The following is a 24368-nucleotide window of genomic DNA, read 5'->3' as shown; positions in this document are numbered from 1 at the left end:
CCGACGGTGCGAGCCATCCGAGTGGTGGCTCGCACCCCTGAACCGCCGACCCGGGTCAGCTCGCGGTGACTCCGAGCGCGGCGTAAACCTGGTTGCTCAGGGCGACGCTGCGCGGGTCCGCATTGGCCTTGGTGGCGTCGAAGCGGTTCGCTACGTACGCATAGCCGATCCGGTGTTCCAAATCCACGAAGCCGAATGAGCCACCCAGGCCGCCGTGGCCGAACATCCGCGGATTGGGCCCGTTGACGCAGCGCTGGTTGAGCATGTAGCCCAGACCCCAGCCGTGGTCGGCGACCCGGGGTCCGAGCACCAGATCGGGTTCGAACCCGCCCTGCGGCGTTCGCGCCAGTTCCATGTGCTCGCGGCTGAGCAGCTTCTCCTGGGCCAGCGCGTTGTAGAACGTCGCCAAACCCAGCGCGGACACCTGGCCGTTGGTGCCGGGGAACTCGAGCTGACGCCACAACTGCAGGTTTTCGGTGTCCAGGTCGTCGTCGGGCAGAAATCCCATGGCGATCGACATGCCGGCCTTGGGGTGTTCGTCCAGCCTGGTCGGCCAGCCGGGAGCGTCCAGTTCGGCCAGCAGCTGACGCCCGGTCGGCTTGTTCACCCGCTCCGCGCAACGCAGCTGGTCGGCCGGTGACAGTCCGATATGAATGTCGGCGCCGATCGGCTCGGCGATCTCGGTCCGCAGGTACTGACCCACCGTGCGACCGGTGACCCGGCGGAACACCTCGCCGAGAATGAACCCGTAGGTGGTCATGTGGTAACCCTGCGCGGTGCCCGGTTCCCACCATGGCTCGGCGATGGCCAACTGGGCGCAGACGTAGTCCCAGTCGACGAGCTGCTGAGTGTTCAGCCGGGTGCGCGGCCCGATGACGCCGGACCGGTGGCTCATCACCATGGCCAGGGTGATGTCCTCCTTGCCGGCCTGCTCGAACTCGGGCCAGTAACGGGCCACCGGCGCGTACAGGTCCAGCTCGCCGCGGTCGGCCAGCTGGTGCACGCAGGTAGACGTCATGCCCTTGGTGCCGGACAGCACGGTGGTCAGCGTGTTCTGCTCCCAGGGCCGGGTGCCGGCAGCGTCCGCCGAGCCGCCCCACAGGTTGACGACGAGTTCTCCGTCGACCCACACCGCGACCGCCGCACCAACGTCTTTGCGCTCGGCGAAATTGCGCTCGAACGCCGCACGCACCCCGACGAAGTCAGGCGCGCAGGAGCCGTGGATGTCAGCATCCGTTGCAAGGTCGCTCATGGCGCCTTTCTTTCCCGCAAACACCTGATCCGAGCGGGCGACGGGAATCGAACCCGCGTCGCTAGTTTGGAAGACTAGGGCTCTACCATTGAGCTACGCCCGCGTGTATTAGTCGAGCGCGACTGTACGTCGCGGCAGACGTCAAATCTAATCGAAGCTGTTTGGTGACCGCTCTGTGAGGTCAGCGCCGCTAGGTGTCCGCGCGAAGCGGATGGCCGGCCTCGTCATGCAGGGCTCTAGGATCGACGACGTCAGCGCGGGGTGTAGCGCAGCTTGGTAGCGCATCCGCTTTGGGAGCGGAAGGCCGCAGGTTCAAATCCTGTCACCCCGACCAACCGGCTGAAGCACGAATTACTGAGGAGCAACCCCGTGAAGAGCAGTGTCGAGCAATTGAGCCCCACCCGGGTGCGCATCAGTGTGGAGGTGCCGTTCACCGAGCTCGAGCCGGACTTTCAGCGCGCCTACAAGGAGCTGGCCAAACAGGTGCGGCTGCCCGGCTTCCGGCCCGGCAAGGCTCCCGCGCGGCTGCTGGAGGCCAGGTTCGGCCGGGAGGCGATGCTCGACCAGGTGATCAGCGATGCGCTGCCCACCCGCTACGGACAGGCAGTGGCCGAATCCGAAGTCCAGCCGCTGGGCCGCCCCGAGATCGAGGTGACCCAAAAGGAGTACGGCCAGGACCTGGCGTTCACCGCGGAGGTCGACGTTCGGCCCAAGATCACCCTGCCGGAGCTCAGCACCCTGAAGGTCGAGGTGGAACCGTTCGAGGTCAGCGACGACGACGTGGAGGCCGAACTGCAGGCGTTGCGGTCGCGGTTCGGCACCCTGAAAGGCGTCGACCGGCCAGTGCAGAGCGGTGACTTCGTCTCGATCGACCTTTCGGCCACCGTCGACGGCGAGGAAGTGCCGAACGCGGCCGCCGAGGGACTTTCCCACGAGGTCGGCTCCGGCCGGCTGATCGCCGGACTCGACGATGCGCTGGTCGGCTTGTCCGCCGACGAGTCGCGCGAGTTCACCGCGAAGTTGGCGACCGGCGAACACGCAGGCCAAGACGCGCAGGTCACCGTCACCGTCAAGTCGATCAAGGAACGTGAGCTGCCCGAGCCCGACGACGAATTCGCCCAGCTGGCCAGCGCTTTCGACACCATCGACGAGTTGCGGGCCAGCCTCGCCGAGCAGGTGCGGCATGCCAAGCGCGCCCACCAAGCCGAGCAGATTCGCAACGCCACGCTCGAGGCTCTGCTCGAGCAGGTCGACGTGCCCTTGCCGGAGTCCTACGTGCAGGCGCAGATCGAGGGCGTCATGCACCAGGCGCTCGGCGGCCTGAACCACGACGAAGCCAAGTTCGACGAACTGCTCGCCGAGCAAGGGTCGTCGCGGGAAGAGTGGGACGCCGAGGCGCGCAGCGCGTCCGAGAAGGACGTCAAGAGGCAGCTGCTGCTGGACGCGTTGGCCGACGATCTCGATATCCAGGTCGGCCAGGACGACCTGACCGAGCGGCTGGTGATGACCTCGCAGCAGTACGGCATCGAGCCCCAGCAGCTGATCGGCTACCTCCAGGAGAACAACCAGCTACCGGCGATGTTCGCTGATGTGCGACGCGAACTGGCCGTCAAGGCCGTGGCCCGAGCGGCGACGGTCACCGATACCGGCGGCAACCCCATCGACACCGATGAGCTCTTCGGCAAACACGAGCACACGCATGACGAGGATGAGGCCGACGAGACCGGCGCCGACGAGACCGCGGCCGCCGACGAGACCGCCGCCGAGGCGAAAGACGATGCGGCCGAATCATGACGTCCGGCCATGACCGGGCGTGAAGCTGTAAGCGAACGCGGCCATCTCAGGGGATGCGTGGCACCCATGCATCGGGTTGGGTTGGTTAGTGTCGGTGCATACAGAACTCGAGAAAGCAGGTAATTCGGTCGTGACTGACATGCGTTCGAACTCGGTGGGTCTAAACCTCACGGACTCGGTGTATGAGCGCTTGCTCTCCGAGCGCATCATCTTCCTGGGGTCGGAGGTGAACGACGAAGTCGCCAACCGGTTGTGCGCACAGATTCTGCTGCTCGCGGCCGAAGACACCGAGAAAGACATCAACCTCTATATCAACTCGCCGGGTGGATCGATCAGCGCTGGAATGGCGATCTACGACACCATGGTTCTGGCGCCGTGTGACATTGCTACCTACGCGATGGGGATGGCGGCCTCGATGGGCGAGTTCCTGTTGGCGGCCGGCACTAAGGGCAAGCGCTACGCCCTGCCACACGCGCGCATATTGATGCACCAGCCGCTGGGCGGGGTGACCGGCAGCGCGGCCGACATCGCCATTCAGGCCGAGCAGTTCGCCGTCATCAAGAAAGAGATGTTCCGCCTCAACGCCGAGTTCACCGGCCAGCCGATCGAACGCATCGAGGCGGATTCCGATCGCGACCGCTGGTTCACCGCCCCGGAAGCCCTGGAATACGGATTCGTCGACCACATCATCACCCGCGCCGCACACATCAGCAACGGAGAAGCCCAGTGAGTACCTCCAACCCCCACCTCCAGCCTCAGGCGCGCTACATCCTGCCGTCGTTCATCGAGCACTCCAGCTTCGGCGTGAAAGAGTCCAACCCTTACAACAAGCTGTTCGAGGAACGGATCATCTTCCTCGGCGTCCAGGTCGACGACGCGTCGGCCAACGACATCATGGCGCAGCTCTTGGTGCTGGAATCGCTGGATCCCGACCGCGACATCACCATGTACATCAACTCGCCCGGCGGCGGGTTCACTTCGCTGATGGCGATCTACGACACCATGCAGTACGTGCGAGCCGACATCCAGACGGTGTGCCTGGGTCAGGCCGCCTCGGCCGCCGCGGTGCTGCTGGCCGCCGGAACCCCCGGCAAGCGCATGGCCCTGCCCAACGCCCGCGTGCTGATCCATCAGCCGTCGTTGTCCGGCGTGATCCAGGGGCAGTTCTCCGATTTGGAGATCCAGGCCGCCGAAATCGAGCGGATGCGCACGCTGATGGAGACCACACTGGCCCGTCACACCGGCAAGGACGCCGCGGTGATCCGCAAGGACACCGACCGGGACAAGATCCTGACCGCCGAAGAGGCCAAGGACTACGGGATCATCGACACCGTTCTGGAATACCGGAAGCTTTCCGCGCAGAGCGCCTAGCCCCGTTTCGCCGAACGTCCTATTACGGCGAACTTTCGTCGGATTTTCCGCCCTGGTTGCACGCTCGGCGCAACTCGGCGATGTCCGCCGGGCCTACCCGGCAGCATCCCCCGACGATGCGTGCCCCGGCCGAGACCCACTGGACCGCCATTTCCGTCGTAAATGTGCGCGAGCCGGTCCAGGTCCGCCCGTCCCAGCCCTCGCCGCTGTTCGGGTAGACGATCATCGGCTTGCCGACACTTGCGGCGTGTATCGCCGGCAGCACGTCGTCGGGCGAGCAGCAGTTGACGCCGACCGCGACGAGCTCGGGCACCCCGGCGGCGACCGCGAACGCATCGGCCAGCGGTTGGCCGGCACGCGTCTGATTCCCGTCGATCGTGTAGCTGAGCCAGGCCGGGACCCCGAGCGAGCGCACCAGATCGACCAACGCTTCGGCCTCGTCGACATCCGGCACAGTTTCCAGGGCAAGCACATCTGCGCCCGCTGCGGCCAGTGCCTCCAGCCGCGGGCGATGCCATCGCGTCAGTTCCGCCACCGAGAGCCCGTAGCGTCCGCGGTACTCGGAGCCGTCGGCAAGCGCCGCACCATACGGTCCGACCGAGGCCGCCACCAACAGCCCGGCTGTGCCGACCTCCTCTCGCGCTGCCTTGGCGAGTTCGACGCTGCGGCGCAGCAACGCTATGGCGCCGTCGCGCCCGATCCCGTGGGCGGCGAAGCCCTCCAACGACGCCTGGTAGCTCGCGGTCGTCGCGATCATGGCGCCGGCGCGGAAGTAGTCGGCATGCAGCTCCATGATCTTCTGCGGGGCATCCGACAGCAGCTTCGCCGACCACAGCGGGTCGGAAAGATCATGGCCGCGCGCCTCCAGGTCGGTGGCCAGGCCGCCATCGCTGATCAGCACGGATTCGCCGGGCCACGCGACTCCGCCAGCCAGTTCCACACGGCCACTGTAGGGTGATTGGCCGGGTGATTCGCCCGCTCTGCGGCGAGGCTGATGCGGCTCAGTCGGGTAACGACCGCGACACGCCAGAGACACGCATAGCGCGTCTCGACAAGCCACGGACGCCGTCGGGCTATATGTTTCATTCAGATCGACAGGCGTGAACACCTCACGAATACCAAACACGCGATTCGTCCCTAACGGTCGCGGTGAGCAGCAGCAAGCGGGTAGCGTCGGGGAATACACGCGGCACGGCAAGACGACAGGCGACAAGGCAGCAACCAGAAAGTAGGCCCTGAAGCATCATGGCGCGCATTGGAGACGGCGGTGACTTGCTGAAGTGCTCGTTCTGCGGGAAGAGCCAGAAACAGGTCAAGAAACTCATTGCGGGCCCCGGTGTGTACATCTGCGATGAGTGCATCGACCTGTGCAACGAGATCATCGAAGAAGAACTTGCCGACGCCGATGATGTAAAACTCGACGAGCTGCCCAAGCCGGTCGAGATCCGCGAATTCCTCGAGGGATATGTCATTGGCCAGGACACCGCCAAGCGGACGCTCGCCGTGGCCGTCTACAACCACTACAAGCGGATCCAGGCCGGCGAGAAGGGCCGCGACTCCCGGCACGAGCCGGTTGAGCTGACCAAGTCCAACATCCTGATGCTCGGGCCCACCGGCTGTGGCAAGACCTACCTGGCCCAGACGCTGGCCAAGATGCTCAACGTGCCGTTCGCCATCGCCGACGCCACCGCGCTGACCGAGGCCGGCTACGTGGGTGAGGACGTGGAGAACATCCTGCTCAAGTTGATCCAGGCCGCCGACTACGACGTCAAGCGCGCCGAGACCGGCATCATCTACATCGACGAGGTCGACAAGATCGCCCGCAAGAGCGAGAACCCGTCGATCACCCGCGACGTCTCCGGTGAGGGCGTCCAGCAGGCATTGCTGAAAATCCTCGAGGGCACCCAGGCGTCGGTCCCTCCGCAGGGCGGTCGTAAGCATCCGCACCAGGAGTTCATTCAGATCGACACCACCAACGTGTTGTTCATCGTCGCCGGTGCGTTCGCGGGTCTGGAGAAGATCATCTACGAACGGGTCGGCAAGCGCGGCCTGGGTTTCGGCGCCGAAGTTCGTTCCAAGGCCGAGATCGACACCACGGACCACTTCGCCGAAGTGATGCCCGAGGACCTCATCAAGTTCGGGCTGATCCCCGAATTCATCGGCCGGCTGCCGGTGGTCGCCTCGGTCACCAACCTGGACAAGGAGTCGTTGGTCAAGATCCTGTCCGAGCCCAAGAACGCACTGGTCAAACAGTACATCCGGCTCTTCGAGATGGACGGCGTCGAGCTGGAGTTCACCGACGACGCGCTGGAGGCCATCGCGGATCAGGCGATCCACCGCGGCACCGGCGCCCGCGGCCTGCGGGCCATCATGGAGGAAGTCCTGCTTCCGGTGATGTATGACATCCCGAGCCGCGACGACGTCGCGAAGGTGGTCGTCACCAAGGAGACCGTGCAGGACAACGTGTTGCCGACGATCGTGCCGCGCAAGCCGTCGCGGGCCGAGCGCCGCGACAAGAGCGCCTAACCGCGAAAAGGCCCGGAAAGCGGCAAACTAGAACGTGTTCTAGCTTGGCGCTGAGGCGGTCCGACCGCCCCGCGGATCCGCTTCGTTCTTAAGTGACCAAAACCACAGTTTGGCTGTGTTTTCCCCTCCGGCACGGCGCTGACGTCGGGTTTTAACGGTGAACACGGCGCACACACCGGGTCGGTCGCTGCTACCCAATCCTTAAAGTAATGCCATAATTGATACCGCTAGTGACATAAATGTCAGGACGGGGGGAAGTCACTCCATAGCGCGTGACGCGAAACCGCGACGGAGTGCCTGTCCAGATACTAGATGGAAGGCGGAGACGTGGATCCGAACGGCAACGAAGCCGGGGCAGAGTCTCGCAACGGTGCCTCCGGTACCGGATCCGTGAAACAGCGCCTGGAAAATGTCGTTATCCGCTTCGCCGGCGACTCCGGCGACGGGATGCAGCTGACCGGCGACCGGTTCACCTCGGAGGCAGCGCTTTTCGGCAACGACCTGGCCACCCAGCCGAACTACCCCGCCGAGATCCGCGCCCCGGCAGGCACCCTGCCCGGAGTGTCGTCCTTCCAGATCCAGATCGCCGACTACGACATCCTGACCGCCGGTGACCGCCCCGACGTGCTGGTTGCCATGAACCCGGCGGCGCTCAAAGCGAATCTCGGCGACTTGCCGCGCGGCGGCATGGTGATCGCCAATTCCGACGAGTTCACCAAACGCAATCTGACGAAGGTGGGTTATGTAACCAACCCGCTGGAGACCGACGAACTCGACGAATACGTCGTCCACGCCGTCCCGATGACCACGCTGACGCTGGGCGCCGTCGAGGCCATCGGCGCGACGAAGAAAGACGGCCAGCGCGCCAAGAACATGTTCGCGCTGGGCCTGTTGTCGTGGATGTACGGTCGGCCGATTCAGACCAGCGAGCATTTCATCAGGGAGAAGTTCGCGCGCAAACCCGATATCGCCGAGACCAACGTGCTGGCCCTCAAGGCGGGCTGGAACTACGGCGAAACCACCGAGGCGTTCGGCACCACCTACGAGGTGTCCAAGGCGTCCTTGCCGGCCGGCGAGTACCGGCAGATCTCGGGCAACACCGCGCTGGCCTACGGGATCGTGACGGCGGGCCGACTAGCTGACAAGCAGGTCGTCCTCGGCAGCTACCCGATCACCCCGGCGTCGGACATTCTGCACGAGCTGTCCAAGCACAAGAATTTCAACGTCATCACATTCCAGGCTGAAGACGAGATCGGCGGCATCTGCGCCGCCATCGGTGCCTCCTACGGTGGCGCTCTGGGCGTCACCAGCACCTCGGGGCCCGGTATCTCGCTGAAGTCCGAAGCCCTCGGGCTTGCCGTGATGACCGAGCTGCCGCTGATCGTCATCGACGTGCAGCGCGGTGGCCCGTCGACCGGTCTGCCCACCAAGACCGAGCAGGCCGACCTGTTGCAGGCGCTGTTCGGCCGCAACGGTGAATCGCCGGTGGCCGTCGTGGCGCCGCGGTCTCCCTCTGACTGCTTCGAAACTGCGGTCGAGGCCGTGCGGATCGCGGTGTCGTACCACACTCCGGTGATCGTGCTGTCCGACGGCGCCATCGCCAACGGCTCCGAGCCGTGGCGGGTCCCTGATGTCAGCTCGTTCCACCCGATCAAGCACATCTTCGCCAAACCGGACGAGCCGTTCGAGCCATACGCCCGGCACCCGGAGACCCTGGCCCGACAATTCGCCGTTCCGGGGACGCCCGGGCTGGAACACCGCATCGGTGGCTTGGAAGCGGCCAACGGCTCCGGCGACATCTCCTACGACCCGACCAATCACGACCTCATGGTTCGGATACGCAAGGCCAAGATCGACGGCATCAGCATCCCAGATCTGGAAGTCGACGACCCGACCGGCGACGCCGACCTGCTGCTGATCGGGTGGGGCAGTTCCTACGGCCCGATCGGCGAAGCCTGTCGGCGGGCGCGGCGCAGGGGCACCAAGGTCGCGCACGCGCATCTGCGCCACCTGAACCCATTCCCGTCGAATCTGGGCGACGTGTTGCACCGGTATCCGCGAGTGGTGTGCCCGGAGATGAACATGGGCCAGCTGGCGATGTTGCTGCGGGCCAAGTACCTGGTCGACGTGCACTCGGTAACGAAGGTCAAGGGTGTGTCGTTCTTGGCCGACGAGATAGGACGCTTTATTCGGGCCGCGCTAGCCGGGCGACTGGACGAACTCGAGCAAGACAAGACGATGGTCGCCAAACTGTCGGCGGCCAGGGTTGGAGCGGGAGTATGACCGACCTGATGGGCAATCTAGCGGGCACTGAACTCGGAGTCACTCCCGGGTCGAATAGAGAGGGTCGGCTGACGAAGAACGCCGGCGTGCCCACCACAGATCAGCCGCAGAAGGGCAAGGACTTCACCAGCGAGCAAGAGGTCCGCTGGTGCCCCGGCTGTGGTGACTACGTCATCCTGAACACCATCCGCAACTTCCTGCCCGAGCTCGGGCTGCGCCGCGAGAACATCGTGTTCATCAGCGGCATCGGCTGCTCCAGCCGGTTTCCGTATTACCTGGAGACCTACGGGTTCCACTCCATCCACGGCCGCGCGCCGGCGATTGCCACCGGTCTGGCGCTGGCTCGCGAGGACTTGTCGGTATGGGTGGTCACCGGCGACGGCGACGCCCTGTCGATCGGCGGCAACCACCTCATCCACGCCCTGCGCCGCAACGTCAACATCACGATTCTGTTGTTCAACAACCGGATCTACGGGCTGACCAAGGGTCAGTATTCACCGACCTCGGAGGTCGGCAAGATCACTAAGTCGACACCGATGGGCTCGCTGGACCACCCGTTCAACCCGGTATCGCTGGCGCTGGGCGCCGAGGCGACGTTTGTGGGCCGTGCGCTGGACTCCGACCGCGCCGGCTTGACCGAGGTGCTGCGTGCAGCGGCCCAGCATCGCGGTGCCGCGGTGGTCGAAATCCTGCAGGACTGCCCGATCTTCAACGACGGCTCCTTTGACGTGCTTCGCAAGGAGGGCGCCGAAGAGCGGGTGATCAATGTCCGCCACGGCGAACCGATCGTGTTCGGGGCCAACGGCGAATACTGCGTGGTGAAATCCGGTTTCAGCCTCGAAGTGGCCAAGACCGCCGACGTGGCCGTCGAAGAGATCGTGGTGCACGACGCGCACGCCGACGACGCGGCCTACGCATTCGCGCTGTCCCGGCTTTCCGAGCAGAACCTCGAGCACACCGTGCTGGGGATCTTCCGCCACATCAGCCGGCCCACCTACGATGACGCGGCCCGTTCACAGGTCGAGGCCGCGCAGTCATCGAAGCCGTCCGATGCCGACGCGCTGCAATCGCTGCTACGCGGGCGCGACACCTGGACCGTCGACTGACGTGACGGCATCCACACCCGACGCAGCGCCCTTGGCCGGCGTCATACTCGCGGGCGGCGAATCGCGGCGCATGGGCCGGGACAAAGCCACCATGCCGGTCCCCGGCGGAACCGGCACCCTCGTCGAGCATGTGACCGGTGTTCTCCAGCAGCGTTGCGAACATGTTTTCGTGGTCGCGGCGCCTGGACAGCCGTTACCGGTGCTGCCGGTTGCTGTTCTGCGCGACGAGCTGCGGGGCCTCGGGCCCTTGCCGGCGACCGGACGCGGGTTGCGCGCGGCGGCCGAGGCCGGTGCCCGGCTGGCGTTCGTCTGCGCGGTCGACATGCCGTATCTGGCCGTCGAATTGATCGATGATCTCGCCCGCCGGGCAGTGCAGACGGGTGCCGAGGTGGTGTTGCCGTGGGACGGCCAGGATCATTACCTCGCCGCGGTGTATCAAACCGGTCTTGCCGACCGAGCTGATGCCCTGGTCGCCGCCGGGGAGCGCAAGATGCGAGCCTTGGTCGATGCTTCGGACGCCCAGCGCGTCGTGATGTCCAAGTGCCGGTCGTTGACCAACCTCAACTCGGCGGCGGATTTGCGCGCTCTGGCGCGGCCCGGCGTCTAATCTTAATTTGTCTCGACGGCCATTAATTGGTCAATCTAAAAACGGTTTATCCCTTATTCTTAATTGCTTAGGACGTTGCAATTATGACCGTTACAACTTATTACGAGTGGTATCCATGTCCAGTCCTGTCCACTAGCTAATCTGAATTGCGTTGCAGGAGCAACGGTTTGGGGTTTCGGACGCGTCAGCACGCTCAAACCGGCAAGTGCTTCGAGTGCTTTCTCGGGAAACCCTGGCAAATTTCGTTGTGCGAAATATCGCGCTGGCAGGTCACGCCGTCGAAGCGTGTCGGCTTCGACGTGCGGGTTGCGACGATGCCATCCGTACTCCGATCGGCTGCAACGGCAAAACTGTTGTCACAGAACATGATTCAATCTAATTGCTGGCTGTCGCAGATGTCCGGTGCCCGGCACTGCGCGGCCGCCAACATTTGCTGTCCGTCAATCGAATAGTGCTCTAGCACTATCTGTTTCGCGCACAACGAGACGTCCCGCGTTGCGGCTCGGCGCGCGGATCGGTGATCGCGGTGAATCGACGTCACTGACCCTCCTACTGACCGCGTCCGTCACTGCTCGCCGAGCTGTGGCAAATGCGTGTCCCAGCTCACAAAACATGCGTGATTCCGCTCACCACAACGCATCGGCCATGTGCTGCCGGTTCCCGTCGAAAATGTCGCGCTGACCTGCAGAAACAATTGATGAACCGCCGTGTGATCGGGTCGTTATAGAAGCGAGATATCCGCGCGCCAAAGATGACGAATGCATTTCCGTCTCGTACGGTCCCTACATGGCCCGACAAACCGGGCGCATCAACAATAAAAATTGAATCCACGGACCCGCGTGTGAGCGGGGGTGCGGACGGCAGCAGCCGCCGCGGCTGGCGGTTATCCCGCCGGTAGCCCGAGAGCCCCCCGCTGTCGTGCCAGAACGAGACGGCACGTCCTGAAGCAGCTAGTTCCGGATGGATCCGGATGTATCAAGCACCCCAACCCACCGTCGTGGGCTGGCTTCGGCGCGCGCGCACCGCGAAAGGAACAATGTTGAGGAACGTCCGTAAGACGCTCATCGTCGCCGCGCTCACCGGGGCGCTCGTGACTGTGCCCTCCGCCGCTACCGCCAACGCGGAGCCGGCGGGCTTCGACCCGAACGTGGCCCCCGCCGGGCCGGCCCCGGACGCTGCGCCGCCCGCGCCGGAGGGATTCGACCCGAATGCCATGCCGGACGCCTTGGCGCCGGTCGACGCACCCCCAGTGGCGGAGCCGGCGGGTTTTGACCCGAACGTCCCGCCGCCCGCCGAGGCGGCGCCCGTCGAGGCCCCGCCCGCACCCAAGGCGTACAGCGTGAACTGGGACGCGATCGCGCAGTGCGAGTCCGGCGGAAACTGGGGCATCAGCACCGGTAACGGGTTCTCCGGTGGCCTGCAGTTCACTCCCAGCACCTGGCGGGCCAACGGCGGTTCCGGATCCGCGCACACCGCCAGCCGGGAAGAGCAGATCCGGGTGGCCGAGAACGTCCTGCACTCGCAGGGCATCGGCGCCTGGCCGGTCTGCGGCCGACGCGGCTGACAAACGCTCAAAAACGGGAATGCCGGGCGCGATGCGCCCGGCATTTCTCGTTGTGGCCTGAAGAGTTACTCAGCCGTCGGTTGGTAACACGAACGCTGACCGCCCCGCCACCGACGCGAGGTGCCGGACGACCAGAGCTTCGGGCACCAGCCCAGCCGCGCGGCAGGCTAGCGCGCTCAGAAACGTCGGACGCACGTTGATCATCCGGCCGATCAGCGCCGACTCGCGCACCAGCGGCGTGATCCGTGGCCGACGGAATGTGGCGAACCGGGCAAACGCCGTCGCCAGGTCGCTGGTCTGGCCGACAAAAGCTCCCACGAAGGCCCCCAGGATTGCGGCGTCCTCTAGTCCCTGGCACCCGCCCTGGCCCAGATGCGGGCGCATCGGATGTGCGGCGTCACCCACCAGCACTATCGGGCCTTGTGCCCAGCGCCGGGCGGGGGCCCGGTCGTAGAGGTCGTTTCGCAGCACGTCGCCCTCCGCTGTGGCGGCCAGCAGACTCGGGACGGGATCGGGCCAGCCTGCCAGCTTGGCCTGCAGGTAGGGCAACTCGCCCTGCGGTGCAACCTGTCCCTCGGGCACACGTTCGGTGGTGTACCAATATGTCCGGTCCGGCCCGATCGGGACGTGTCCGGTTTCCGCGCCGGGACCAAGCGTCGCGCCGGCCAGTTCATCGTCCATGGCGCAAGCGGCGATGCCGCGCCATGCCGTGTAGCCCGCGTAGCGGTGACGCAGTGGACCATTGAGGTGACACGCCACCGTCGAGCCGGTGCCGTCGGCGCCGACAACCGCGTCCGCGCTGCGCACGGTGCTGTCCGACAGCTGGAGTCGAACCTCGTCGGCGGTAGCAAGCAGGCCGTCGGCTGACAACCCGTATTCGATGCTGCCGGGTCGCACCGCGGCGGTGAGGATGTCGGTCAGCACCGACCGGGTGATCACGACCAACGGCTCGCCGAGCGCAGAGATCACGGTCTGGCTCGCCGGATGGCGGAGCCACGAGCCGTCGCGCCAGCGCAGCGCACCAGCAGCGACCCGGCCGCCTGACTCGCGCATCGCGTCGCCCAGGCCGAGCTCGTCCAGGGCTGCCAGCGCGTTGGGCCAGAGACTGATCGCGGCGCCGGACGAGGTGCCGGTGCGGCGTTCGACGACGCGCACGTCGTGGCCGCAGCGCTGCAGCGCAACCGCCGTTGCCAGGCCCGCAATACCGGCTCCGACGACGACGATCCTCGCCACCAGGCCAACCTAGCCCGACGACGATGCGCGCCGCGTAGCGGCGGGAGGAGGAGACGGGCAATTAGAACTAGCCCGACGACGATGCGCGCCGCGTAGCGGCGGGAGGAGGAGTCGGGCAGGCCAACCTAGCGCGACGACGATGCGCGCCGCGTAGCGGCGGGAGGAGGAGACGGGCAATTAGAACTAGCGCGACGACGATGCGCGCCGCGTAGCGGCGGGAGGAGGAGTCGGGCAGTTAGAACCGGCCCGGAGTAGCGTCGGTTCGGTGACTGCTACGCCGCGCGAATTCGACATCGTGTTGTACGGGGCGACCGGGTTCGTGGGAAAGCTCACCGCCGAATACCTCGCCCGCGCGGGCGGGGACGTCCGGGTCGCGTTGGCCGGCCGGTCGACCGAACGGCTGCAGAAGGTGCGCGACACTCTGGGGGAGCCCGCCCAATCCTGGGCGGTGGTGGCCGCAGACGCCGCAACCCCGTCGACGCTGACCGCGATGGCGGCGCGGACACAGGTGGTCGTCACCACCGTCGGGCCCTACATGCGTTACGGATTGCCACTGGTGGCCGCATGCGCCGAGGCGGGCACCGACTACGCCGACCTGACCGGCGAACCGCCGTTCGTCCGCGAGAGCATCGACTTTCACCACAAGCAGGCCGCCGATACCGGCGCTCGCATCGTGCACGCGTGCGGATTCGACTCAATCCCTTCGGATCTGAGCGTCTACGCCCTCTATCGGGCAGCGCGAGAGGACGGCGCCGGCGAGCTCACCGACACCGACTTCGTCGTGCGCTCCATGGCTGGGGGGTTATCCGGCGGGACCATCGCGTCGATGCTGGAAATCCTGCGCGCCGTCTCCGCTGACCCAGAGCTGCGTCGCCAGTTCTCCGACCCCTACACGTTGAGCCCCGACCGCGCCGCCGAACCCGATGTCGGTCGGCAACCCGACTTGCCGTGGCGGCGTGGTCGGCAGATCGCGCCGGAACTCGACGGACTGTGGACGGGCGGATTCATGATGGCGCCGACCAATACCCGAATTGTGCGCCGCAGCAATGCATTACTGGATTGGGCGTACGGCAGGCAATTCCGGTACAGCGAAAATATGAGCCTCGGATCCTCTGCTGTCGCGCCGGTGGCATCGGCCGCGTTGAGCGGCGTCGGAAACGCGATGACCGGATTGGGCAGCCGCTACTTCCGTCTGCTCCCGCCTGGTCTGGTGGAACGTGTTGTCCCCAAAGCCGGCAGCGGCCCGAGTGAGACGACACGTGAGCGTGGCTACTATCGGACCGAGACCTACACCACCACAACAACCGGCGTCCGCTATGTGGCGCGTATGGCGCAGCGCGGCGATCCGGGCTACAAGGCGACTTCGGTGTTATTGGGGGAGTGCGGTCTTGCGCTGGCGACCGACCGTGACAAGCTGTCTGACCTGCGCGGTGTGCTGACCCCCGCCACCGCGATGGGCGATGCCTTGCTGGCCCGCTTCCCGGCCGCCGGCGTGTCGCTGCAGACCGAGCGGCTTAACTGATCGAGAACTTGAAATCGGCTTGCGCCAAGGGGTATCGATCCCCATGGCCTGAGTCTAGTGTCGTAAATGGCTTTGCTCTCCATTTCAGTGACGAAGGTGGTTGCAAAACGATGGCCGGTCTTGATGATCTTTACGCTCAAATCCCCACTTCCGATATCGCAAGCAAGCTAGGTGCCGACGAAGGCGAAGTCGACAACGCGATTCACACCCTGGTACCGGTACTGCTTGGCGGACTTCAGCACAACTCGGACGATCCCGAGCACGCCAGCAAGATCGAGTCAGCCGCCAGTGGCGCGCGCGGGCTGCTCGACGCCGGTGGCGGTGTCGAGCAGGTCGACGAAAACCAGGGACATCAAGCGGTTGCCACGCTATTCGGTGGCAATGACACCGACCAGGTGGCGTCGGCGCTGGCCAGCGGCGGTGCCGGAAATCGCGACCTGATCAAACAGTTACTTCCGGTCGTGCTCCCAATTGTGTTGGCCTACATCGGAAAACAGTTGACTTCCGGTGGTGCCGGACAGACCGCCCCGGCGCAGAAGAAGGAGGAAGCGTCCGGCGGTGGGCTCGGTGAAGTGCTGGGCAGCATCCTCGCCGGCAGCTCCGGTGACAAGTCGCTCGGCGGCGTTTTGGGGGGCGTGCTCGGCGGGAAGGGCGGCGGACTCGGCGAGATCCTCGGCGGTCTGCTCGGGGGCAAGAAGTAGCTTGACGCCGCACTGCATTTCGCAGTGTTCATCCTTCGTTTCGTGGTGGTTTCGATATGCATGGAGAAGGTTTGAGAAGGTGATGCCGAGGTTCAACCAAGATCAGTAGGCGCCCTTTGCCGGGCACCGACAGCGATACGAGACATGTGAGACATCCGAGAGAGAACGAGAGGGAATGCCATGGCAGACACGCTCACCCAAGGTCAGAAGCTGGTGCGGGGCGAATCGCTGGTTTCGAACAATGGGGCCTACACCCTGACCCTGCAAGACGACGGCAACCTGGTACTGGCCTCACGTGGCAAGCCAATCTGGTCGACCTCAACCAACGGTCAGGAAGTGGTACGCGCTGAGGTGCAGCCCGACGGCAACTTCGTCCTCTATACCGCGGACAAGCCGGTCTGGCACAGCGACACCAAGGGCAAGAAGAATGTGAAACTCGTCCTCCAGGACGATCGCAACCTAGTGCTGTACGCCGCTGACGGAGCCGCATGGTCGACCAAGACCGAGACCGATCAGCCGCCGCCGCCGGCGCCCGAGGCCGCCGCGGAGCCGGCTACCGATGAAACCGAAAAAGAAGCCGTCTCGGACGCGGTCGCCGAGCCGGTCGAGGAAGTCACGCCAGAGCCTGCTCCGGAACCCGCCGCGCGCACCTACACCGTCGAGTCCGGTGACACCCTGTGGGCCATCTCGGAGCGGTTTTACGGAGACGGCAGCAAGTACCAGGTCATCGCGGACGCCAGCGGCATCAGCAATCCGGATCTGATTCACCCGGGGCAAGTGCTGACGATTCCCTGATCGCGCCAACCACTGAGCGGCCGGTGTGGCTGCGCCGGATTGTCCGGCTGACCAGCGCACCGGCCGCCCTGCGCACCGGCATCAGTGCCGGTTCCTAGAATTGACCGGTGACTGCCAGCCAGCGCCCTGCCGCCGACTCGCTGCCCAAATCGTGGGACCCGGCTGCGATGGAGGGCGCGATCTACCAGAAGTGGCTGGAAGCGGGCTATTTCACCGCCGACCCGTCCAGCACTAGACCGGCGTATTCGATCGTGCTGCCGCCGCCGAATGTGACGGGCAACCTGCACATGGGCCACGCGCTGGAACACACGATGATGGACGCCTTGACCCGCCGCAAGCGGATGCAAGGGTATGAGGTGCTCTGGCAGCCGGGTATGGACCACGCCGGTATCGCCACCCAGAGCGTGGTCGAGAAGCAGCTTGCGGTTGACGGCAAGACCAAAGAGGATTTCGGCCGTGAGCTGTTCGTCGACAAGGTTTGGGATTGGAAGCGCGAGTCCGGCGGAGCCATCTCCGGCCAGATGCGCCGGCTCGGCGACGGGGTGGACTGGAGCCGCGACCGGTTCACCATGGACGAGGGCCTGTCGCGGGCGGTGCGCACGATTTTCAAGCGGCTCTACGACGCCGGTCTGATCTATCAAGCCGAGCGGCTGGTCAACTGGTCGCCGGTGCTCGAGACCGCGATCTCGGACCTCGAGGTCAACCACCTTGACGTCGAGGGCGAACTGGTGTCGTTCCGATACGGTTCGCTGGACGACTCGCAACCACACATCGTGGTCGCCACCACCCGGGTCGAGACGATGCTCGGCGACACCGCGATCGCGGTCCATCCCGATGACGAGCGATACCGCCACTTCGTCGGCAAGACTTTGCCGCATCCCTTTGTTGATCGCGACCTCCTGGTCGTCGCCGACGAGCACGTGGACCCCGAATTCGGCACCGGCGCCGTCAAAGTCACGCCCGCTCATGACCCCAACGACTTCGAGATCGGGCTGCGGCACCAATTGCCGATGCTCTCGATCATGGACACCAAAGGCCGGATTACCGACACCGGAACGCAATTCGACGGCATGGACCGTTTCGAGGCCCGGGTCGCGGTGCGCGAAGCGCTTGCCGCGCAGGGCCGGGTCATCGAGGAGAAACGCCCCTACCTACACAGCGTCGGGCATTCCGAGCGCAGCGGCGAGCCGATCGAGCCGAGGCTCTCGCTGCAGTGGTGGGTCAGGGTGGAATCGCTGGCCAAAGCCGCTGGCGACGCGGTTCGCAACGGGGACACCGTGATTCACCCCGCCAGCTTGGAGCCGCGCTGGTTCGCGTGGGTCGACGACATGCACGACTGGTGCATTTCGCGGCAGCTGTGGTGGGGCCACCGCATCCCGATCTGGTACGGACCCGACGGCGAAAAGGTGTGCGTCGGCCCAGACGAGACGCCCCCGGAGGGCTGGGAACAGGATCCCGACGTGCTGGACACCTGGTTCTCGTCGGCACTGTGGCCATTCTCCACCCTGGGCTGGCCGACTCAGACGCCCGAGCTGGAAAAGTTCTATCCCACAAGCGTTCTGGTCACCGGTTACGACATCCTGTTCTTCTGGGTGGCCCGCATGATGATGTTCGGCACCTTTGTGGGCGGCGACGACGTCATCACCCTCGGCGGCCGGCGCGGACCGCAGGTGCCGTTCACCGACGTGTTCCTGCACGGGCTGATCCGCGACGAGTCCGGTCGCAAGATGAGTAAGTCCAAGGGCAACGTCATCGACCCCCTCGACTGGGTGGAGAAGTACGGAGCCGACGCGCTGCGCTTCACGCTGGCCCGTGGTGCCAGCCCAGGCGGTGATTTGTCCGTCGGTGAGGACCACGTCCGCGCGTCACGCAACTTCGGCACCAAACTGTTCAACGCCACCCGGTACGCACTGCTCAATGGCGCCGAACTGGCGCCGCTACCAGAACTCGAGACGCTGACCGACGCCGACCGGTGGATCCTGGGACGGTTGGAAGAGGTTCGCGCCGAAGTAGATTCGGCGTTCGACGGCTACGAGTTCAGCCGGGCTTGTGAGGCGCTCTACCACTTCGCCTGGGACGAATTCTGCGACTGGTATGTCGAATTGGCCAAGGCGCAGCTGGCCGACGGCCAATCCCACACCACCGCCGTGCTGGCTGCGGTGCTGGACACGCTGCTGCGGTTGCTGCATCCGGTGATCCCCTTCCTCACCGAGGCGTTGTGGCAGGCCTTGACGAAGGGGGCCGCCGGGCGTGAGTCACTGGTGATCGCCGACTGGCCGGCGTCCTCAGGCGTCGCCCTGGATCCCGTTGCCGCGCAGCGGATCAGCGACATGCAGAAGCTGGTGACCGAGATTCGCCGCTTCCGCAGCGACCAAGGTCTGGCGGACCGGCAAAAGGTACCGTGCCGGCTCAGTGGAGTGGACGAGGCGGATCTGGGCACTCAGGTGGGCGCGGTGACATCGCTGGCGTGGCTGACGGCGCCGGGACCGGATTTCGGCGCGACGGCGTCGCTCGATGTCCGCGTCGGTTCCAACATGAGCAGCACCGTCGTCGTCGAGCTGGACACCTCGAGCACCATCGATGTGGCAGCCGAGCGGCGCCGACTGGAAAAGGATCTGGCCGCAGCGCAAAAGGAGCTGGCATCGACCACCGCCAAACTGGCCAACTCCGACTTTCTGGCGAAGGCCCCCGAAGCCGTCGTCGGCAAGATCCGCGACCGCCAGCGGCTGGCCACCGATGAGACTGACCGGATTACCGCCAAGCTGGCTGCGCTGCAATGAGTTTCGAGCCGGCAGACCGACCGCACAGCACCCGGGCGGCTCCCACGCCGGATGAAATCGCGTCGCTGCTGCAGGTCGAGCATCTGCTGGACCAGCGCTGGCCGGAGACCCGCATCGAGCCCAGCCTGACCCGGATCAGCGCGCTGATGGATTTGCTGGGTTCGCCACAACTCGGCTACCCGTCGATCCACATCGCGGGCACCAACGGCAAGACGTCGGTGGCGCGGATGGTGGACGCGCTGCTCACCGCGCTGCAGCGCCGTACCGGGCGAACCACCAGCCCGCACCTGCAGTCGGCAGTGGAACGCGTCGCCATCGACGGCGAGCCGATCAGCCCGGCGCAGTACGTGGCGACATACCGGGAGATCGAACCGTTCGTGCAGATGATCGACCAGCAGTCGCAGGCTGCCAACGGGCCGGCAATGAGCAAGTTCGAGGTGCTCACCGCGATGGCGTTCGCAGCCTTCGCGGATGCACCCGTGGAGGTCGCGGTGGTCGAGGTCGGCATGGGCGGCCGGTGGGACGCCACCAACGTGATCAATGCGCCCGTGGCCGTGATCACCCCGATCAGCATCGATCACGTCGACTACCTCGGTTCGGACATCGCCGGCATCGCCGGTGAGAAGGCGGGCATCATCACCCGGGCCCCCGAGGGCGCGCCGGACACCGTCGCGATCATCGGCCGTCAGGTGCCCGAAGCGATGGAGGTGCTGCTGGACGCGGCCGTGCGCGCCGACGCCGCGGTCGCCCGCGAGGATTCCGAGTTCGCGGTGCTGGGCCGGCAGATCGCGATCGGCGGTCAGGTGCTCCAGCTGCAGGGCCTCGGCGGGGTGTACTCCGACCTTTTCCTGCCGCTGCACGGCGAACACCAGGCGCACAACGCGGCGCTGGCGCTCGCGGCGGTCGAAGCGTTCTTCGGCGCCGGCGCGCAGCGCCAGCTCGACGTCGATGCGGTCCGGGCCGGTTTCGCCGCGGTCAACAGCCCGGGACGGCTGGAGCGGGTGCGCAGCGCACCCACGGTGTTCATCGACGCCGCGCACAACCCGGCAGGGGCGGCCGCGCTGGCGCAGACGCTGACCGACGAGTTCGACTTCCGAATGCTGGTCGGGGTGCTCAGCGTGCTGGCCGACAAGGATGTCGACGGGATCCTGGCGGCCCTCGAGCCGGTGTTCGACTCGATCGTCGTGACCCACAACGGGTCGCCGCGAGCCTTGGATGTCGAGACGCTGGCGGCAGCGGCGCGTGAGCAGTTCGGCGCCGAGCGGGTACTGACCGCGGAGAATCTGCGAGATGCCATCGACGCCGCCACCGCCCTGGTAGACGAGGCGGCCTCGGAGGAGGACGCCTTCTCCGGCACCGGGATCGTCATCACCGGCTCGGTCGTCACCGCCGGCGCCGCCCGCACCTTGTTCGGTCGTGATCCGCAATGACCGACCAGACCCCCGCGCCTCAACCTGCCCCTGCTGATCCGTGGAAGAGCTTCGCTGCGGTAATGGCCGCGACGCTGCTGCTGGAGGCGATCGTGGTGTTGCTGGCGATACCGGTGGTGGGCGCGGTCGGCGGCGGGCTGACGGCCGTGTCGCTGAGTTATCTGATCGGCGTGGCCGTACTGCTGGTCCTGCTTGCCGGGCTGCAACGCAGGCCGTGGGCGATCTGGGTGAACCTGGGAGTGCAGTTGGTGCTGCTCGCCGGATTCGCCGTGTATCCGGGTGTGGGTTTCATCGGCGTGCTCTTCGGCGGCGTGTGGGCGCTGATCGCGTACCTGCGCTCGGAGGTCCGGCGGCGACAGGAACACGGGCCGGCCGCGCCGGACTGACCGCGTTCCGGGCCTTCGCGCCGAGCCTGCGGTGATGGCGTCGAACCTGCGCTGGTAGCGCGACTGCCGTCATTTGATGCGCCCTGGCCGCAGTCCCGATCCGCTAGGTACCCGCGGGCACGCCCCGGTTGGGTACGCTGTGCGCCGTGACCGAACGGACCCTCGTACTGATCAAGCCGGACGGCGTCGAAAGGCGGCTGATCGGCGAGATCATCAGCCGGATCGAACGCAAAGGCCTCACCGTCGCCGCGCTCGAGCTCAGACATGTCAGCGAGGAGTTGGCCAGCCGTCACTACGCCGAACACGACGGCAAGCCCTTCTTCGGATCGTTGCTGGAGTTCATCACGTCCGGACCGGTGGTGGCCGCGATTGTCGAGGGGACTCGAGCGGTCGCGGCGGTTCGCCAACTCGCCGGTGGTACCGATCCGGTAGAGAAGGCGACGCCCGGCACCATCCGCGGTGACTTCGGGCTGGAGACGCAGTTCAACCTGGTGCACGGGTCGGATTCGGCCGAATCGGCACAGCGCGAGATCGCGCTGTGGTTTCCCTCCGACTAACCTCCGCCTGACCGCGTCGACTCACAACTGGATGACCCGGCTCAGTGATGTGGGATACTGATGAGCGGGTGAACGTCGCCGGACCGGCGTCGGACACCCGAATGAAGACTTAGACAAGCGCGACCATCGCCATCCGCGATGCGGCGCGGCATGCCGAGCCATCATTCAGCACGGCGCCGAGTGGGTTCTGTTGAGCTGCTCGGGGCGAGACCATCACAAGCCCGGGAGAAGTACCCGGGCCCATAGCGAAGCCCTCGCGTGGCCGCGTCGCACGGACGCGCCCGGGGGCTTGAGGAGAATACGTGGTAGACGGTGCCCCATCTTCAGAAGCAACAAGTCAGCCGACACCGGACGAGGAACTGCCGGACCGCCTGAGAGTCCATTCCCTGGCCCGAACCCTGGGAACCACCAGCAAGCGGGTCCTAGATGCGTTGAGCGCGCTCGACGGACGGATCCGCAGCGCGCACTCCAGCGTGGACCGCGAAGACGCCGCCCGGGTGCGCGAGCTGCTGGCCAACGAACCCCAGGACAGCCCCGAGCCCTCCCAAGGCTCCGACAGCGCGCCGGACGAGCCCGTCGAAGCCGGCACGCCCGAGGAGCCGGAATCACGGCTGATGCTGGAGACCGCAACGGAGCGGCCCCACTACATGCCGCTGTTCGTCGCACCACAACCGGTCGCGGCACCTGACTACCGCGGCGCAGACGACGACGAAGCTGCCGGCGAAGCCGTCGACGTTGCCGACGATTCCGACACTGACGACGATGACGAACAGGCCGATCGTCCGGCCAATCGGCGGCGCCGTCGGGGCCGTCGTGGCCGCGGTCGCGGCCGGGGTGAACAGGGCGGATCCGAGGGTCAAGGCGACGGCGATGACACCGAAGCCAAGGGTGGCGAGTCCAGCGATGCCGAGGACGCCGAAGACTCAGACTCCGACGATGCCGACGACACCGAAAACGGCGACGACGAGAACGGTTCGGCGGAGGCGGGCAGCCGGCGTCGCCGGCGGCGCAGGCGCCGTAAGTCGGGTTCCGGTGACGACGGCGACGACGGTCCGGCGCCCGACGACCCGCCGAACACCGTGGTACACGAGCGGGCACCCCGTCCAGGGGGCAAGGCCGGGGCCGACGACAACGGCAACGGCAACGGCTCAGGAAGCTCGGCAAGCGGCGAAATCAAGGGCATCGACGGCTCCACCCGGCTGGAAGCGAAGCGGCAGCGCCGCCGCGACGGGCGCGACGCCGGACGGCGCCGCCCACCGGTTTTGACGGAGGCGGAATTCCTGGCGCGCCGCGAGGCCGTAGAGCGGGTCATGGTGGTGCGCGATCGGGTCCGTACCGAGCCACCCCACCCCGGCGCCCGGTACACCCAGATCGCGGTGCTCGAAGACGGCATCATCGTCGAACATTTCGTGACGTCGGCGGCCTCTGCTTCCCTGGTGGGCAACATCTACCTGGGCATCGTGCAAAACGTGCTGCCGTCGATGGAGGCGGCGTTCGTCGACATCGGCCGCGGCCGCAACGGCGTGCTCTACGCCGGTGAAGTCAACTGGGAGGCCGCCGGCCTGGGCGGTGCTGATCGCAAGATCGAACAGGCTCTGAAGCCCGGCGACTATGTCGTGGTGCAGGTCAGCAAGGACCCGGTCGGACACAAGGGCGCCCGGCTGACCACACAGGTGTCCCTGGCCGGCCGATACCTGGTCTATGTACCCGGCGCGTCGTCGACCGGGATCAGCCGCAAACTGCCCGACACCGAGCGCCAGCGGCTCAAGGAGATCCTGCGGGAGGTGGTGCCGGCCGACGCGGGAGTGATCATCCGGACCGCGTCGGAAGGCGTCAAGGAGGAGGACATCCGGTCCGACGTCACGCGGCTGCAGGAGCGCTGGCAGCAGATCGAGGCCAAGGCGGCCGAGACCAAGGAGAAAGCCGCCGGTGCCGCGGTCGCGCTGTACGAAGAACCTGACGTGCTCGTCAAGGTGATCCGTGACTTGTTCAACGAGGACTTCGCCGGCCTGATCGTCTCCGGCGACGAGGCCTGGAACACCATCAACGAGTACGTGAATTCTGTTGCCCCCGAATTGGTTTCGAAGTTGACCAAATACGAGCCGGCTGAGTCTTCCGGCGGGCAGCCGGCTCCTGACGTGTTCGCGGTGCACCGCATCGACGAGCAGCTGGCCAAGGCGATGGACCGTAAGGTCTGGCTGCCCTCCGGCGGCACGCTGGTGATCGACCGCACCGAGGCGATGACGGTCATCGACGTCAACACGGGCAAGTTCACCGGGTCCGGCGGCAACCTCGAGCAGACGGTGACCAAGAACAATCTCGAGGCTGCCGAGGAGATCGTGCGCCAGCTGCGGCTGCGTGACATCGGCGGCATCGTGGTCATCGACTTCATCGACATGGTCCTGGAGTCCAACCGCGACCTGGTGTTGCGTCGGCTCACCGAGGCGCTGGCCCGCGACCG

Annotated in this window: 19 protein-coding genes and 2 tRNA genes; 17 read left to right on the top strand and 4 right to left on the bottom strand. The window is 66.0% G+C overall.

All coding sequences use genetic code 11. From position 1 onward, the window contains the following. Positions 1–55: 55 nt before the first annotated feature. Together A9W99_RS21335 and A9W99_RS21330 are read right to left on the bottom strand one after the other, a co-directional pair. Complete coding sequence (locus A9W99_RS21335; RefSeq protein WP_067382885.1) at positions 56–1252, bottom strand: serine hydrolase domain-containing protein; 1197 nt, start codon at positions 1250–1252, stop codon at positions 56–58. 32 nt (positions 1253–1284) lie between these two features. Beyond that, positions 1285–1355 (bottom strand) — tRNA-Gly (locus A9W99_RS21330). Positions 1356–1509: 154 nt separating this feature from the next. Between A9W99_RS21330 and A9W99_RS21325 the strand changes: the two genes are divergently transcribed. The 4 genes from A9W99_RS21325 to clpP2 all read left to right on the top strand — a co-directional run bounded on the left by A9W99_RS21325 (position 1510) and on the right by clpP2 (position 4417). Beyond that, positions 1510–1586: transfer RNA gene (locus tag A9W99_RS21325), tRNA-Pro, on the top strand. Positions 1587–1621: 35 nt separating this feature from the next. Then, complete coding sequence (tig, locus tag A9W99_RS21320) at positions 1622–3046, top strand: trigger factor (protein ID WP_067382882.1); 1425 nt, start codon at positions 1622–1624, stop codon at positions 3044–3046. A 139-nt stretch (positions 3047–3185) separates the two neighbouring features. Beyond that, a complete protein-coding gene (clpP1, locus tag A9W99_RS21315; RefSeq protein WP_067383671.1) occupies positions 3186–3776 on the top strand; it encodes an ATP-dependent CLP protease proteolytic subunit ClpP1 in 591 nt (196 codons plus the stop codon). Beyond that, positions 3773–4417: an ATP-dependent CLP protease proteolytic subunit ClpP2 gene (gene clpP2, locus A9W99_RS21310; RefSeq protein ID WP_067382879.1), complete on the top strand. Its 645-nt coding sequence runs from the start codon at positions 3773–3775 to the stop codon at positions 4415–4417. The genes clpP1 and clpP2 overlap by 4 nt, the downstream gene beginning before the upstream one ends. A 22-nt stretch (positions 4418–4439) precedes the next feature. Here the strand turns inward: clpP2 and mmuM are convergent, their stop codons facing one another. Continuing rightward, positions 4440–5357: a homocysteine S-methyltransferase gene (mmuM, locus tag A9W99_RS21305; protein WP_067382876.1), complete on the bottom strand. Its 918-nt coding sequence runs from the start codon at positions 5355–5357 to the stop codon at positions 4440–4442. A gap of 305 nt (positions 5358–5662) precedes the next feature. Here mmuM and clpX point away from each other — a divergent pair, with 305 nt between their 5' ends. From clpX to A9W99_RS21280, 5 genes are all read left to right on the top strand, one after another. Beyond that, positions 5663–6943, top strand: a complete 1281-nt coding sequence (gene clpX / locus A9W99_RS21300; protein ID WP_067239219.1) for an ATP-dependent Clp protease ATP-binding subunit ClpX — start codon at positions 5663–5665, stop codon at positions 6941–6943. Positions 6944–7270: 327 nt separating this feature from the next. After that, the gene (locus A9W99_RS21295) at positions 7271–9226 is read left to right on the top strand and encodes a 2-oxoacid:acceptor oxidoreductase subunit alpha (protein ID WP_156623220.1); all 1956 of its coding nucleotides are present in this window, start codon (positions 7271–7273) and stop codon (positions 9224–9226) included. Next, on the top strand, positions 9223–10332 hold the full coding sequence (locus A9W99_RS21290) for a 2-oxoacid:ferredoxin oxidoreductase subunit beta (RefSeq protein WP_067382870.1): 1110 nt from the start codon (positions 9223–9225) through the stop codon (positions 10330–10332). The genes A9W99_RS21295 and A9W99_RS21290 overlap by 4 nt, the downstream gene beginning before the upstream one ends. Before the next feature lies 1 nt (position 10333). Beyond that, a complete protein-coding gene (gene mobA, locus A9W99_RS21285; protein ID WP_256389961.1) occupies positions 10334–10939 on the top strand; it encodes a molybdenum cofactor guanylyltransferase in 606 nt (201 codons plus the stop codon). Positions 10940–11978: 1039 nt separating this feature from the next. Then, complete coding sequence (locus tag A9W99_RS21280) at positions 11979–12503, top strand: transglycosylase family protein (protein ID WP_067383667.1); 525 nt, start codon at positions 11979–11981, stop codon at positions 12501–12503. A gap of 69 nt (positions 12504–12572) precedes the next feature. Here the strand turns inward: A9W99_RS21280 and A9W99_RS21275 are convergent, their stop codons facing one another. Continuing rightward, a complete protein-coding gene (locus A9W99_RS21275; protein WP_067382867.1) occupies positions 12573–13739 on the bottom strand; it encodes an FAD-dependent oxidoreductase in 1167 nt (388 codons plus the stop codon). 262 nt (positions 13740–14001) lie between these two features. Between A9W99_RS21275 and A9W99_RS21270 the strand changes: the two genes are divergently transcribed. The 8 genes from A9W99_RS21270 to A9W99_RS21235 form a co-directional block, all read left to right on the top strand. Beyond that, positions 14002–15258: a trans-acting enoyl reductase family protein gene (locus A9W99_RS21270; RefSeq protein ID WP_067382864.1), complete on the top strand. Its 1257-nt coding sequence runs from the start codon at positions 14002–14004 to the stop codon at positions 15256–15258. Positions 15259–15368: 110 nt separating this feature from the next. After that, positions 15369–15959: a DUF937 domain-containing protein gene (locus tag A9W99_RS21265; RefSeq protein ID WP_067382859.1), complete on the top strand. Its 591-nt coding sequence runs from the start codon at positions 15369–15371 to the stop codon at positions 15957–15959. A gap of 180 nt (positions 15960–16139) precedes the next feature. Beyond that, positions 16140–16754, top strand: a complete 615-nt coding sequence (locus A9W99_RS21260) for a LysM peptidoglycan-binding domain-containing protein (RefSeq protein ID WP_067382856.1) — start codon at positions 16140–16142, stop codon at positions 16752–16754. A gap of 107 nt (positions 16755–16861) precedes the next feature. Next, a complete protein-coding gene (locus A9W99_RS21255) occupies positions 16862–19534 on the top strand; it encodes a valine--tRNA ligase (protein WP_067382853.1) in 2673 nt (890 codons plus the stop codon). Further along, positions 19531–20964, top strand: coding sequence for a folylpolyglutamate synthase/dihydrofolate synthase family protein (locus A9W99_RS21250; protein ID WP_067382850.1), 1434 nt, complete (start codon positions 19531–19533; stop codon positions 20962–20964). The genes A9W99_RS21255 and A9W99_RS21250 overlap by 4 nt, the downstream gene beginning before the upstream one ends. Continuing rightward, a complete protein-coding gene (locus tag A9W99_RS21245) occupies positions 20961–21350 on the top strand; it encodes a DUF4233 domain-containing protein (RefSeq protein WP_067382847.1) in 390 nt (129 codons plus the stop codon). The genes A9W99_RS21250 and A9W99_RS21245 overlap by 4 nt, the downstream gene beginning before the upstream one ends. A gap of 146 nt (positions 21351–21496) precedes the next feature. Next, positions 21497–21907: a nucleoside-diphosphate kinase gene (ndk, locus tag A9W99_RS21240; protein WP_067239199.1), complete on the top strand. Its 411-nt coding sequence runs from the start codon at positions 21497–21499 to the stop codon at positions 21905–21907. A gap of 302 nt (positions 21908–22209) precedes the next feature. After that, positions 22210–24368 (top strand): Rne/Rng family ribonuclease (locus tag A9W99_RS21235; protein ID WP_067383665.1); only part of this gene is annotated, 2159 nt, incomplete at its 3' end.

This window comes from Mycobacterium sp. 1164966.3, assembly GCF_001665395.1.
In the GTDB taxonomy this organism is placed as follows: domain Bacteria; phylum Actinomycetota; class Actinomycetes; order Mycobacteriales; family Mycobacteriaceae; genus Mycobacterium.
The sequence above is the reverse complement of the archived record's forward strand: the minus strand, read 5'-3'. Positions and strand labels throughout refer to the sequence as shown.

Coding starts and splice junctions, on each gene's coding strand:
- A9W99_RS21250 (WP_067382850.1), top strand. CDS start 19,531: ATGAGTTTCGAGCCGGCAGACCGACCGCACAGCACCCGGGCGGCTCCC.
- A9W99_RS21290 (WP_067382870.1), top strand. CDS start 9,223: ATGACCGACCTGATGGGCAATCTAGCGGGCACTGAACTCGGAGTCACT.
- clpX (WP_067239219.1), top strand. CDS start 5,663: ATGGCGCGCATTGGAGACGGCGGTGACTTGCTGAAGTGCTCGTTCTGC.
- A9W99_RS21260 (WP_067382856.1), top strand. CDS start 16,140: ATGGCAGACACGCTCACCCAAGGTCAGAAGCTGGTGCGGGGCGAATCG.
- A9W99_RS21245 (WP_067382847.1), top strand. CDS start 20,961: ATGACCGACCAGACCCCCGCGCCTCAACCTGCCCCTGCTGATCCGTGG.
- A9W99_RS21335 (WP_067382885.1), bottom strand. CDS start 1,252: ATGAGCGACCTTGCAACGGATGCTGACATCCACGGCTCCTGCGCGCCT.
- A9W99_RS21265 (WP_067382859.1), top strand. CDS start 15,369: ATGGCCGGTCTTGATGATCTTTACGCTCAAATCCCCACTTCCGATATC.
- clpP1 (WP_067383671.1), top strand. CDS start 3,186: ATGCGTTCGAACTCGGTGGGTCTAAACCTCACGGACTCGGTGTATGAG.